Genomic DNA, 13,115 nt, shown 5'->3' with positions numbered 1-13,115 from the left:
CTGGTTAGAGGCGATTCTCAATGGCCGAATTGTTGACCGAGGCACTGAGTCTCACGCTGGATCCACAGGTCTGGCTGTACGTGTTCGTCGGCATCGTCCTCGGCATGTTCGTCGGCGCGATCCCGGGGCTCACCGCCACCATGGCGGTGACCGTCCTGCTGCCGATCGCGTTCTACCTGCCGCCGCACGTGGGCATCCCCTTCCTGATCGCGATCACGAAGGGGGCCTTCTACTCCGGTTCGATCCCGGCGATCCTGATGTCCACACCGGGGACGGGAGCCGCCGCCGCAACCGTCCTCGACGGGTACCCGCTGGCCAAGCAGGGCAAGGCCCGCAAGGCCCTGGAGGTCTCCCTCTACGGGTCGGTGGTCGGCGACATCATCTCCAACATCGTCGCGATCTTCCTGGCGTCGCTGGTGGCCTCGGTCGCGTTGAAGCTGGGGCCGCCCGAGTTGGTGGTCGTGATGGTCTTCGGCCTGCTGCTGATCGCCTTCCTGAGCGGGCGCTCCTTCACAAAGGGGTGCGTGGCGGCCGGGTTGGGACTACTGCTGGCCACCATCGGCATCGACCCGATCCACGGCACGAGCCGGCTGACGTTCGGCTGGATCGAGCTCAGCAGCGGCATCGACTTCATCCCGATGGTGCTGGGGCTGTACGCGGTGGCGGAGCTGCTGCGGATGGGGCGGGCCACCACGTTGAAGCCGATGAGCTCGGGCACGTCGATGGGTGAGCGGCTGACCCGCAAGGAACTGGTCTCGACCCTTCCCACGATGGGCCGGGCCACGGTCATCGGCACCGCCGTGGGGATGCTGCCCGCCCTGAACCAGATCGTGGCGTCCTTCCTGGCCTGGAGCAATGAGCGCCGCCGCTCCTCGACCCCGGAGGAGTTCGGGAAGGGTTCACTCAAGGGCGTGGCCGCGACGGAGACCGCGAACAACGCGGTCAACGGGCCGTCCATGATCCCGCTGCTCAGTTTCGGCATCCCTGGCGACACGATCACCGCGGTGCTGCTGGCCGCCCTGCTGGTGCAGGGGATCTCTCCGGGGCCCAACATCTTCCAGGAGCACGGCCCGGTCATCTACGCGATGTTCCTGGTGTTCATCCTGAGCAGCCTCGTGCTGTTGCTGGTCGGGGTGGTGTCGCTGAAGTACGTGGCGATGCTGTCCAAGCTCCCGGCCACCCGCATGCTCGCCGCGGCCATCCTGTTCTCCTTCGTGGGCGCCTACGCCATCAACTACTCCCTGTTCGACGTCGTGGTGATGATGGTCTTCGGCCTGGTCGGCTACGTCTTCATGGTCCTGGGCCTTCCCCGGGAGCCGCTGCTGATCACGTTCCTGCTCGCGCCGCAGATCGAGTCGAGCCTGGGCCAGGCGCTGGCCATGGACGGGGCGATGATCTTCGTCGAGCGCCCCGTCTCGCTGGGCCTGCTCGGCGTGCTGGTGGTCACCCTGGTCTACCTGCTGTCGCGGGCGTCCAAGATCCGCAGGATGCAGAAGGCCGAGGAGGACCCGACCCTGCTCAGGAAGTGATCGGGGCACGGTGGGGACGGGGTGAGTCGTGGACGCGTGGTCGTTCGCGTTCCTGATCCTGGCAGGGGTGGGCGCCGGCCTGGTCGGATCGGTGGCCGGGCTGGCGTCGCTGGTGAGCTACCCGGCGCTGCTGGCCTACGGTCTGGCGCCGGTGGCCGCGACGGTCACCAACACCGTGGCGATCCTGAGCACCACGGCGGGCTCCGTCGCCGGGTCCCGCGCGGAGCTGCGGGGCCAGGGGCCGCGGCTCGCGATCGTCTCCCTGGCCGTGGGCGCCGGGGGCGCGGTGGGGGCCGTTCTGCTGCTCACCACCCCTGAGGCCGTCTTCGCCCGGATCGTGCCGTGGCTGATCGCGATCGGGGCGCTGTCGCTGCTGGCGCGCGACCGCCTCCGGTCGGTCCTCGCCCCGTTCCTGGCCCGCTCGGACGCGGGAAGGCGGCCGACCTGGAGCCTGCTGTGCTGTGCGGCGGTGCTGGGGGTCTACGGCGGGTACTTCGGAGCGGCTGCGGGCATCATCATGCTCGCCCTGTTGTCGGTGTCGGCCGTGGAGCCCATCGCGGTGAGCAATGCGGTGAAGAACGTGGTGATGGGCGCGGCCAACGTCGTCGCCGGGACGGTGTTCGCCTTTCTGGCACCGGTTGACTGGGCGGTGGCGGGTGTCCTCGCCCTGGGCTGCTTCGTGGGGAGCTGGATCGGTCCCTCGGTGGTGCGCAGGGTGGACGACCGCCTGCTGCGCGGGGGCGTGGCAGCGGCCGGGCTGGGACTGGCCGGCCACCTGTGGTGGACGGGGTGAGCCGTCGGCTCAGCCGACGACCTCGGTCCACAACCGGTCCAGCGCGTCCGTGTGGTCGGCATCGCCGAGCGCCTGCGCCACCAGGAGCCGTCCCGTACGGGTGAGGTGGTCGCGCATGGCCTGCTCGGCCGCGCCTGGGTCGCCGGCGCGCAGTGCTTCGACGACCGGGCGGTGCTCGGTCTCGATCTCCTGGAGCGTGCGCGATCGTCCGGCGGTGGAGGCACCCAGCAGTCGCACGGTGTCGCGGAGCGAGCCCACGATGGCAGCGGCCCGGGCGTTGCCGGAACCCCGCAGGATCAGTTCGTGCAGGCGCTGGTCGTCGCGGAAGAACCCGGCCCGGTCCCCGGAACGGGCCGCCTCGCGCATGGCCGCCGCGCAGTGGTCGATCTCGGCCAGGACAGCGGGGTCGCGTCGGTCGGCGATCCTGCGCACCGCGGGAAGTTCGAGGGCGAGTCGGACCCCGAAGATCTCCGCTATGTCGCGCGGGTCGGGCAGCACGATACGAAAGCCGCGGTTGCGTTCGAAGGCGACGAGTCCGGCTTCCGCGAGCCGGAGCAGGGCCTCGCGGACCGGGCTGCGCGAGACCTCCAACTGCTCGGCGAGCTGGTAGACGGAGTAGAGCTCCCCGGGCAGGTAGGCGCCGGTACGGACACCCTCACGCACGGCGGCGACCACCTCGTCGGTGAGCGAGGCTCTTCGGGGGATCGCGCGGTGCCGGTCCGCTGGAGACGTCACCGTGTCAATCTATCCTCCCTGACACATCGCATGTAACATGCTACTTATGTCCAGTAGAGAGCACGCCCCCCGGTCGCGGGAGATCGAGTCGGCCCTGCGCCGCCTAGGAGTCGGCGAGGTGCGCACCGACTCCCTGACGCTGGGGGCGTACTCCTCAGACGCCTCGCTGTACCGGATCCTCCCCTCCGCGGTGGTCATGCCCCGTGACGCCGACGAGGTCGCCGCGACTCTGCACGCCTGCGCCGAACTCGGAGTCCCCCTCACCTCTCGCGGCGCGGGAACCTCCGTGGCCGGCAACGCCGTGGGGCCGGGCGTGGTACTGGACTTCAGCCGGCACATGAACCGCGTCCTCGACCTCGATCCGGAAGCCCGCACCGCCCGCGTCGAGCCGGGAGCCATCCACGCCGACCTGCAACGCCGGGCCACCGGGGTCGGACTCCGCTTCGGCCCGGACCCCTCCACGCACACGCGGTGCACGATCGGCGGGATGATCGGCAACAACGCCTGCGGCGCGCGCACCCTGGGCTACGGTCGCACCTCCGACAGCGTGGTGGGCCTGCGGTTCCTCACCGGCACGGGCGAGACCCTGCGGACCACGGCACCCTCCGGCGGACGCCCGACGACCACGGGCGCGAAGCAGGCCGTCGAGGCACTCAGGAGGCTGACCGGTGACAACCTGGCCGTGATCCGCACCTCGTTCGCGACCTTCGGGCGCCAGGTGTCGGGGTACGCACTGGAGCATCTGCTGCCCGAGAACCGTTTCGACCTGGGGCGGGCGCTGGTCGGCAGCGAGGGCACCCTGGGGATCGTCACCGAGGCCACCGTCGGTCTGGTGCGCGACCCCGCCCACCGCGTGATGGTCGTCCTGGGCTACCCCGACATCTCCAGTGCGGGCGAGGCCGCGCCCGCCGTGCTGGGGCACCGTCCGACCGCCTGTGAGGGGATCGACTCGCGGATCGTCAACGTCGTGCGCGAACGGCGCGGCCCCGGCTCCGTTCCCCCGCTGCCCGACGGGCGGGCATGGCTCTTCGTCGAACTGGTCGGCTCCACCGCCGAGGAGGCCGCGTCCGCGGCAGAACGGCTCCGCGCCGACATGGACTGCCTGGACCACATGATCGTGACCGATCCGGCCAGAGCGGGTGCGTTGTGGCGCATCCGCGAGGACGGCGCCGGGCTGTCGGGGCGGGCCCAGAGCGGCAAGCCGGCCTACGCCGGCTGGGAGGACGCCGCCGTCCCCCCGGCCGTGCTGGGCGCCTACCTCCAGGACTTCGACGAACTGCTCCTGGACTTCGGCCTCACCGGAATGCCTTTCGGGCACTTCGGGGAAGGCTGCGTGCACGTGCGGCTGGACTTCCCGCTGGACCGTCCCGGCGGCCCCGCACGTTTCCGGGAGTTCCTCACCGCCGCGGCACGGCTCGTCGCCCGCTACGGCGGCTCCCTGTCCGGGGAGCACGGCGACGGCCGGGCGAGGAGCGAACTCCTCCCGCTCATGTACCCACCGGAGGTAATAGGACTGTTCGCCCAGGTCAAACGCATTCTTGATCCGGCGAACCTGCTCAATCCCGGCGTGCTCGTGGACCCTGACCCCGTTGACGCCCGGCTTCGGGTGGCCCAGGCCCCGCCGTTGCGTACGGGGCTGGCGTTGGCCTACGCCCATGACGGCGGGGATTTCGGGCAGGCCGTGCACCGTTGCACCGGGGTGGGCAAGTGCCGCGCCGACAACACGGCCTCGGGCGGCGTGATGTGCCCCTCGTACCTGGCGACCCGGGAGGAGAAGGACTCCACCCGGGGCCGGGCCCGCATCCTCCAGGAGATGGTCAACGGCGACGCCGTGACCGGTGGCTGGCGCTCCCCCGAGGTACACGAGGCGCTCGACCTGTGCCTGTCCTGCAAGGGGTGCGCGTCGGACTGCCCCACCGGGATCGACATGGCCGCCTACAAGGCCGAGGTGCTGCACCAGTCCTACCGTCGCCGCCTGCGGCCGGCGGCGCACTACTCCTTGGGCTGGCTCCCTCGCTGGGCGAGGCTGGCCGGCATCGCCCCCCGCCTGGTCAACAGGCTCATCCGCGTTCGGGGGATCGCACCGCTGGCCCTGCGCCTGGCCGGGGTCGATCCCCGACGGTCCCTGCCCGAATTCGCGCCCCGGACGTTCCGGCGCTGGTTCGCCGACACGGCGGACCAGCGGGTGCAGGGCGGCAAGCCGGTGGTGCTCTTCGTGGACAGCTTCACCGACCACTTCTCCCCCGAGGCGGGCCGGGCCACGGTCCTGGTCCTGGAAGCCGCCGGGTACTCGCCCACCATCACCGACCAAAAGGTCTGCTGCGGCCTGACCTGGATCTCCACCGGTCAGCTCACGGCCGCACGGCGCATCCTGGGAACCGCCGTTGACGCTCTGGCCGGCCCGGCACGACAGGGCGTGCCGATCGTGGGCGTCGAACCGTCGTGCACCGGGGTGCTGCGCGGTGACGCCGTCGAGCTGCTGGCCAGCGGGGCGGCAGCCGAGGTGGCCGCCGCGACGCGCACCCTCGCCGAGTTGCTGGGCGCCGACCCCGACTGGCGTCCGCCCCGCTTGGAGGGGGTGTCCGTGGTCGCACAGCCCCATTGCCACCACCACGCCGTCATGGGCTGGAGCCCCGATGCCGAACTGCTCCAGGAGGCAGGGGCCGAGGTACGCAGGCTCGGCGGCTGCTGCGGCCTGGCCGGGAACTTCGGTGTCGAGCGCGGGCACTACGAAGTGTCGCTGGCGGTGGCCGGACAACAGCTGCTGCCCGCTGTGGAAGCGGCCGCCCCCGAGACGGTGATCCTCGCCGACGGTTTCTCCTGCCGCACCCAGTTGTCCGACCTCACCGACCGGAAGGGCGTCCACCTGGCCCAGTTGCTAAAAGAGCATCTCGACGGCGCAGGAAACACCGGGCGCGACCGATCACCCACAGGTCGGAAGCCATGACATACGTCATCGCCCGGCCGGGAGAACCGCACCGTCCGCTGGTGACAGCAGCGTCTACACCGGCGGGGGCCGACTGAATAGGTTCGGCCTATGGACACCCAGCAGCGAACCCCCGCGCAGCAGCCACCGACGGCCGTGTGCGCGCCACGAGCACCCGGACGGGTCTGGGGCGCCGCGCTCCTGGCCGGAGCCGTTGTCGGCGGCCTGGCCTTCTGGACGATGCCGACCACCGGACCGACCACGTTCACGGCCGAGGGCGATCCCGAGATCGCCGCCGCGGTCAACAGCGCGGTGGCCGGACGCGAGCACGTCTTCCAAGGGCTCTCGGCCGCCTCCGCGACCGACAACGGGGTCGCCACCTCAACGGCGGGCACCACCGACGGCGACACCCCGGTCACCGGCGACACCCCCTTCGAGACCGGCTCGGTCTTCAAACTGTTCACCGCCATGACGCTGGCCGACATGGCGGAGAAGGGCGAGGTGGAGCTGGACGACACGGTCGGCGAGATCTTCTCCGACCTGGAGTTCGCCGACCCCGCTGTCGCCACCGTCACCCTGGAGGAACTGGCGACGCACCAGTCGGGTCTGCCGAGCATCCCCGCGGGCTACGGTCTCGTGAGCCTGGGCCACCCACTGGTGTTCACCGACCCTTTCGCGGGCCTGCCCCCCGTCACCGAGTCCCTGGCCGCTGCTGCCGAGACTCCCCAACGCGGCGAATGGAACTACTCCAACTTCGGCTTCGCGACCCTGGGAGCGGCGCTGTCCGAGGCCGCGGGGCTGCCCTTCCCCGAACTGGTGCGCGAGCGCGTACTGGATCCGCTGGGCATGGACGCCACCGGGATCGTGGGTGCGGACATCCCCGCCGGCGGGGTTCCCGAAGGTGGCGCGATGCCGCACTACGAGGCGGGGTCCCGCAGCCAGGTGTGGGGGGTGTCGCACTACGCTCCCGCCGGGGTCGGGACCTGGTCAACCACCGGTGACTTCGTGCGGTTCGCGGAAGCGGTCCGGGCCGGCGACGCCCCGGGGCTGTCCGCTCTGGAGCCCCTGCGGGACGGCCCGGTGGAGACGATGCGCAGCGGGCTCGGCTGGCAGGTGAGCGAGCTTGCGGACGGCACCGTGCGGCACTGGCACGACGGCGCGACCTACGGCTCGGGGGCGTTCCTGGCCGTGGAGGAGGACAGGAGCGTGGTGGTGCTGGCGAACAGCGCCCCGTTGACGGTGCCGATGGTGGGACTGGCCGTCCTGGAGCCGGATGCCGGACACTCGGTCGGCGACCTCGGAGCGGTCGCGCCGAGCCGGGCTCTCGGGCTCGCGCTGACCCTGCCGCTGCTGGTCGTTCCCGTCGGACTCGCGCTGGCGCTGATGGCCGGGCGAAAGACTCTCGTCACCCGTCGCCACCTGGACCGGTTGCGCCTGGTGTCGATGCCCCTGGGCGCCTTCGCCGTGGTCCTGTCCTCGCTGCGCTGGGGCAGTTGGGCGGCCACCCCGCACCTGCTGTGGGCGCTTGCGGTCGGTTTGCTGGGCACCGCGGTGGTGGTCGGCGCATGGCACTGGCGGCGGGTTCCGACGGTGCGCGCGACCTGGCTGCCGGTACGCCTGGGGGCGTTCGTCCTGTTCACGACGGTCTCCCTTGCGCTGATCGGCACCATCGGCTGGGCGGTCGCGGTCTCCGTGGGCTAGCCGGGGGCGGGATCGGCGGGCGACGGGCAGGACGGGGTCGCCCGCCGCATCGTGTCGTTCAACAGACGGTGGCGCTGCGGCCACCGATCGACTACAGTCATTTTTGTCGAACATGTGTTCGACGGAGGGGAGGGGAGTATGGCCACGGCAGCGCTGCCACAGGGCCGAGCGGCGATCCGGTCCGGTGGGGCAGGCCATTCCCCCCTCCCCGCCCACGAGGAGCGCCGGGCCTTCCGGAGCCTGGAGTGGGAGGCGCGGTCGTCTGCGGCTTTCTACCGCTCTCTAGAAAACGCGCTAGAAACACGTATAGAGTCCGAGCGCATGGACCCCGTACGCAATCCGTACGCCCCAGGTGCCGGGCAGCGGCCGCCCGAGCTCGCCGGACGCGAGCGGGAGGTCCGCCAGTTCGAGATCGTGCTGGAACGCGTGGCCCGCGGCCGCCCCGAACGCAGCATGGTGCTGACCGGTCTGCGAGGGGTCGGAAAGACGGTACTGCTCAACACGTTCCGGTCCATGGCGATCCAGCGGCTGTGGGGCACCGGCAAGATCGAGGCCCGCCCCGAGCAGTCCATCCGCCGGTCCCTCTCCGCGGCCATGCACATGGCGTTGCGCGAGCTCGCCCCACGGCACCGCGCCCCCGACCGGATCGAGCACGTGCTGGGCGTGCTGAAATCGTTCGCGCAGGCCACAACGGACGATGAGCGCACAGGCCGGGCCACCAGGACCGGCCCCCGCTGGCAACCGGGAATCGACGCGGTGGCGGTGCGCGGACGCGCCGACTCCGGCGACCTCGAGATCGACCTGATGGAACTCTTCGTGGACGCGGCCTCGGTCGCCACCGACCTGGGCGTGGGCATCGCGCTCTTCATCGACGAACTCCAGGACGTCCCCGCCAAGGACATCTCGGCGCTGTGCACCGCATGCCACGAGCTGGCCCAGAACGGCGGTCCGCTGATCGTGGTGGGGGCCGGCCTGCCCCACCTGCCCGCGGTCCTCTCCGCGAGCAAGAGCTACTCCGAGCGACTGTTCCGCTACGCCCGGATCGACCGGCTGAACCGGGTGGCAGCCGACCACGCCCTCAGCGCCCCGGCGCTGGCCGAGAACGTGGTGTTCGAAGCCGAGGCCCTGGAAGCCCTTTACAAGGCGTCCGACGGCTACCCGTTCTTCGTGCAGGCATACGGGAAGGCCACCTGGGATCTGGCGCTGCGCAGCCCCATCACCGCCGAGGACGTACGGGTCGCCGCACCCGAGGCCGAGGAGGAGTTGGCCGTTGGGTTCTTCGGCAGCCGGTACGACCGCGCCACCCCCGCCGAGCGCGACTACATGCGGGCGATGGCCGCTCTGGGCGACGAGCCCGTCGCGACCAACGAGGTCGCCGCTTCGTTGGGGCGACGGCCCGCCAGTCTCTCCCCGGCGCGGGACAGCCTGATCAAGAAGGGGCTGGTCTACAGTTCCGAGCGCGGCAAGATCGCATTCACCGTCCCGCACTTCGGCACGTTCTTGCGTCGCCGGTCGGAGTAGGCGTGTCCTGTGGACAACCGCTCTCCCGGCGTTTCCGGTTGAAATCCCAAAAAGCGCTAGACGAACCGAGACGAATGCGTGGGAGTCCCCTGGCTCCTTGATACCGGCGCACTGGCCTCCCCCGGGGCCGCCGGCTCCGTGTCCGCTCGGGTACCGGTCACGGTCACCCTTACTTCTTTGCGCATCCCGTTGAGCGGTACGGCGAACACCACGTCCACTGGACGTTCCCGCCGCTGCCCCGCGAACCTCACCAGGCGCCAGCAGCCGTGTCGCCACACGTCAACGGGTTCGGTGCCGGTGAGAAAGGCGCGGCTGTCGGCCCACGCGTCGCTGGACCGCAGTTGACGGATGGACCTGTTCAACGGCACCTCGCGCAACTCGCAGGGCACCGGGTTGCGGAGGCGTTTCACCAGTTCGCCCAGCTCCGGGGAGAGGGCGGCGAACACCGCCAGTTCCGCGACCAGCACGAGGCCGTGCCAGGCGGTGAAACCCGTGACCGCCGCCGCTCCCGTCCCCGGAAGGCCGACGGTGACCCCGGCGGCCAGGGCGAGCAGCCCTGACCTGGTCAGACTCCGCCAGCCCACCGGTTCGGTGCTGAGGCCGCCGAAGCAACCGCAGCCCATCTCCGGATCGCGCTTGCGCAGCTGGTAGAGGGTCGCAAGGCCCAATACAAACAGGAGCGCGGTGGCACCCCTGGCGAGATCGCCCAGCAGACCGCCCAGGGCCACCAGCGCCACCGCGAGAACCGCCTCGATACCGGCGTTGGCCAGCCCGAAGAAGCGTCGTACCCCGACCGGCAGAAACGCCGCGGGACCTTGGGCCGAGCGGTTGACGGCCTTGGCGACGGCACCGAGCAGCAGCATTGCCACCAGGATCGGAAACTGGGTCTCGCGCAGGATCTCGATCACGGATTCAGCCCACCGTCAGGGTCGCGTTGAAACAGCCGGCCTCGGGGCGTCCGCCCAAGGCGATGAAGGACGCCAGCGTCAGCTGGGCGATCCGCCCGCGGGCGGGGGAATCGCAGGTGACGCAGCGATCGCAGAAATGACTCACCGCCGCACCGCAGGCCACGACGGGAAGGATCGCCGACTCGCCGGTGCACTGGTTGACCAGGCCCACCGTCGCTCCGAGGGACAGCAGCGGCAGCGCCGCACAACCGGTGGCCCGGTCGCACACCGCACCGCAGTCGGCAGCGCGGTCGAGAGCCGGATAGGCCAGGCCGCCCAGTAGGCCCATCGGATTCGCGTGCGGTGAACCGCCCCGGGCCGGGTCGTACCAGGAGACCATCCCGGCGATGGCGTGCGCGGCACTGCGCACCGGCGGGCGTCTGGGCGCGTCGGCCGCGGGGTAGTGGGGCTGGGACGTCGCGGGCAGCAGCGCCTGTAGGACGCCGTCGTCCCAGAGCCCGACGGCGTCGAAGAGGTAGCCGGGCTCCAGCCGTGGATGCCGTACCTGCATCCGCCCCGAAGCCCGGTAGGGGATCACAACGGTCACCGGCTCGCGGTCGTGACCGGTGTCGACGCGCAGGATGTCTTCGTCCACCTCGGCGATCACCCCCGTGGCGCGCGCGAGACCGGACCATACGCGTTCGGCGACCGAGGCGGCTTCCGGGACGCAGCGCACGATGACGTCCTGACCGGGGCGCAGGTCACTGAACCCGGAACCGGTTCCGCGCCAGAAACCAGTGGCCTCGGTGAGCACGAAGCGTTCGTCACCGTGCGGAGTGGCCAGGCTGAGCAGATGGGGGCTGATGTCCACCAGGACACCGCGTACCACTCTGGCGGGCGGGTCGAACGGCTCGGGAGCAACGGTGCGGCCCAGCAGTGCGGCGGTGAACCGCCGGCGATCGCCGAGTCCTGCAGGCATAGCGCTCCCCCGTCGGTGTGCCCGGTCCGTCAGGCGTCCACGTCCTCCCCGCGGGCCACGGGAATCGTCCCCATTTTCCCCCAGTCGGACCGCCGGAACCCACCGAAGCCGCAAAACACCAGAAAGCGCGTCGTATGACCTGCCCCACCGCCGGCCACGAAGCGCACCGAACCCCGACCGCCACACTCCGCGAAACGCGCGGCCGACCTCTCGCACCCATTGGATATCCAACCGGCCCCAGACCGGCGAAACCACGACAACACAGGCGTTCTATTCGAGAGCTGAAGTCCGGTTTGTCGGAAGATGGCATCGGCCTGAGCGAACGATTACACGGCCCGTGCAAGAGTGAGAAACACGAGATTGTGATCGAGAGCACGTGTCGGGCCCATGGTCGCGGATACGTCAGATCGGGTCGGTGGTCGGGTGGGTGAGACAGCACGGCAGGCCGGCTACGCGGAGTTCTCCGCGTATGTCCGACAACGCGGACCGGCCCTGCTGCGGATGGCGCAGTCGCTGACCGGCAACCACGCCGATGCGGAGGACCTTCTTCAGGCCGCCCTGGTCAAGACGTTCTTCGCCTGGGACCGGATCATCAACCCCAACGCCCGCGACGGTTACGTCCGCCGCGCGATGGTCAACACCCAGATCTCGGAGTGGCGGCGCAACCGGCTGGAGGTCTACCCCACGGACGAGATCCCCGACCAGCGCACCGAGGACACCACGTGGCGTACCGACCTGGCCGACGCCGTGGGCCGCGCCGTGAGCCGCCTCCCGGACCGGCAGCGCACGACCGTTATGTTGCGCTACTACGAGGACATGTCCGAGGCCGAGATCGCCAACGCCCTCGGCGTGACCGTCGGAACCGTGAAGAGCACCGTGTCCCGGGCCGTGGCCAAGCTCCGGCACGACGCCGACCTCATCATCGACAGGACCACCTCCTGAACGCGCCGCCGGCTCTTCGTTTTGCACCTTGACCCCATTCCTCTGTACGCTTGTCCCAGCCAGGAGGATTCGCCTAGTCCGGTCTATGGCGCCGCACTGCTAATGCGGTTAGGTGGCAACACCTTCCGGGGTTCAAATCCCCGATCCTCCGCAGGTGGAAGAGGGCCTGACGCACAAGCGTCAGGCCCTCTTCTGCGCTTCGGTCTCATTTCCAGTCTCAATCGCACGCGAGACCATGCCGTCTCCCCCGAACGGACGGCCTCCAGGTGCCGTCCGGGCCCCGCCGGGTGCTGCTTAGGCACCGGACAGCCAACACTTCGGGCCGGCCTCTCGAAGGCCCCCGCGTCGCCCGTTCAGTCCGGCTGCTTCTCCATGTGGTCGGAGACACGCTTGGACAGCCGGGCGAACGTGTCGAGTTGGTTCGGGGTCAGGGCGTCGATGAACAGCCGTCGGACGTGCTCGACGTGTATGGGCGCGGCGTCTTCGATCGCCTTGTATCCCGCCGGAGTGGCGACGATGAATGCTCCGCGTGCGTCGTCGGGGCATTCCTCCCTGGCCACGAGCCCGCGCTTCATCATCCGCGCGACCTGGTGGGACATTCGGCTTTTTTCCCACTTCACGAGCTTGGACAATTCCAGGTAGCGCATCCGCCCGTCGCCCGTCTCGGTGAGATTGACGAGCACGATGTAGTCGGAGGCGGACATTTTGGAATCGGCCTGGAGGAGGCGGGAAAGCCGTCCGATGAGCGCCTCCTGCAGGTTGATGAAGCTGTCCCAAGCGGCTTTCTCATCCGGATCGAGCCAGCGTGGCGTCGCGTTCATGGACGTAGTGTAACGAAATCGTTGACAGTTCATCTACGCGAGCCGAGGTGGCGGCGCCCCCAGCGAGGCCGGCTGCCGCATTCAAAGGCAGAGGGCGACGCCACAGGGGCCGCACCCGAATGGGGCCGCCCATCCTTCGGACCCCATTCGAATCGGGCTTGGGACCCGAATCCACCCTTGGTTGACACATCACATATCAGTACTAATGTAGATGACGCATCATCCACTTGGTCGCGATGAGACACCGGCAGGGAGGCCATCCCGGTTCGCGGAGCCGCGTC

The 13,115-nt window shown here is 70.0% G+C and carries 10 protein-coding genes and 1 tRNA gene; 7 read left to right on the top strand and 4 right to left on the bottom strand.

The window, feature by feature from the left end:
• The first annotated feature begins 20 nt into the window (after positions 1-20).
• Both AC0VYP_RS00670 and AC0VYP_RS00665 read left to right on the top strand, forming a co-directional pair.
• Positions 21-1,529 carry a tripartite tricarboxylate transporter permease gene (locus tag AC0VYP_RS00670; protein ID WP_285761319.1) on the top strand — a complete coding sequence of 503 codons (1,509 nt, stop codon included), beginning with the start codon at positions 21-23 and terminating at the stop codon, positions 1,527-1,529.
• Between the two features lie 28 nt (positions 1,530-1,557).
• Complete coding sequence (locus tag AC0VYP_RS00665) at positions 1,558-2,322, top strand: sulfite exporter TauE/SafE family protein (RefSeq protein WP_285761320.1); 765 nt, start codon at positions 1,558-1,560, stop codon at positions 2,320-2,322.
• Between the two features lie 9 nt (positions 2,323-2,331).
• Here the strand turns inward: AC0VYP_RS00665 and AC0VYP_RS00660 are convergent, their stop codons facing one another.
• A complete protein-coding gene (locus AC0VYP_RS00660) occupies positions 2,332-3,057 on the bottom strand; it encodes a GntR family transcriptional regulator (protein WP_285761321.1) in 726 nt (241 codons plus the stop codon).
• Positions 3,058-3,103: 46 nt separating this feature from the next.
• Between AC0VYP_RS00660 and AC0VYP_RS00655 the strand changes: the two genes are divergently transcribed.
• The 3 genes from AC0VYP_RS00655 (at position 3,104) to AC0VYP_RS00645 (ending at position 9,205) form a co-directional block, all read left to right on the top strand.
• Positions 3,104-6,004: an FAD-binding and (Fe-S)-binding domain-containing protein gene (locus tag AC0VYP_RS00655; RefSeq protein ID WP_475472066.1), complete on the top strand. Its 2,901-nt coding sequence runs from the start codon at positions 3,104-3,106 to the stop codon at positions 6,002-6,004.
• Between the two features lie 90 nt (positions 6,005-6,094).
• A complete protein-coding gene (locus tag AC0VYP_RS00650) occupies positions 6,095-7,684 on the top strand; it encodes a serine hydrolase domain-containing protein (protein ID WP_475472065.1) in 1,590 nt (529 codons plus the stop codon).
• 321 nt (positions 7,685-8,005) lie between these two features.
• Positions 8,006-9,205, top strand: coding sequence for an AAA family ATPase (locus AC0VYP_RS00645; protein ID WP_475472064.1), 1,200 nt, complete (start codon positions 8,006-8,008; stop codon positions 9,203-9,205).
• 56 nt (positions 9,206-9,261) lie between these two features.
• On the opposite strand, the gene AC0VYP_RS00640 is transcribed toward AC0VYP_RS00645, so the two are convergent.
• Both AC0VYP_RS00640 and AC0VYP_RS00635 read right to left on the bottom strand, forming a co-directional pair.
• On the bottom strand, positions 9,262-10,113 hold the full coding sequence (locus AC0VYP_RS00640) for a MauE/DoxX family redox-associated membrane protein (protein ID WP_475472063.1): 852 nt from the start codon (positions 10,111-10,113) through the stop codon (positions 9,262-9,264).
• Between the two features lie 4 nt (positions 10,114-10,117).
• Complete coding sequence (locus tag AC0VYP_RS00635; RefSeq protein WP_285761326.1) at positions 10,118-11,071, bottom strand: hypothetical protein; 954 nt, start codon at positions 11,069-11,071, stop codon at positions 10,118-10,120.
• Positions 11,072-11,494: 423 nt separating this feature from the next.
• On the opposite strand from AC0VYP_RS00635, the gene AC0VYP_RS00630 reads away from it, so the two are divergent.
• The gene (locus AC0VYP_RS00630; RefSeq protein ID WP_285761327.1) at positions 11,495-12,013 is read left to right on the top strand and encodes a SigE family RNA polymerase sigma factor; all 519 of its coding nucleotides are present in this window, start codon (positions 11,495-11,497) and stop codon (positions 12,011-12,013) included.
• Positions 12,014-12,075: 62 nt separating this feature from the next.
• Positions 12,076-12,164: transfer RNA gene (locus tag AC0VYP_RS00625), tRNA-Ser, on the top strand.
• A 202-nt stretch (positions 12,165-12,366) separates the two neighbouring features.
• Here the strand turns inward: AC0VYP_RS00625 and AC0VYP_RS00620 are convergent.
• The gene (locus AC0VYP_RS00620) at positions 12,367-12,834 is read right to left on the bottom strand and encodes a MarR family winged helix-turn-helix transcriptional regulator (protein WP_285761328.1); all 468 of its coding nucleotides are present in this window, start codon (positions 12,832-12,834) and stop codon (positions 12,367-12,369) included.
• Positions 12,835-13,115 lie beyond the last annotated feature (281 nt).

It is taken from the genome of Nocardiopsis sp. iso_186 (assembly GCF_056173365.1).
This window is presented reverse-complemented; position numbering and strand designations above follow the sequence as displayed.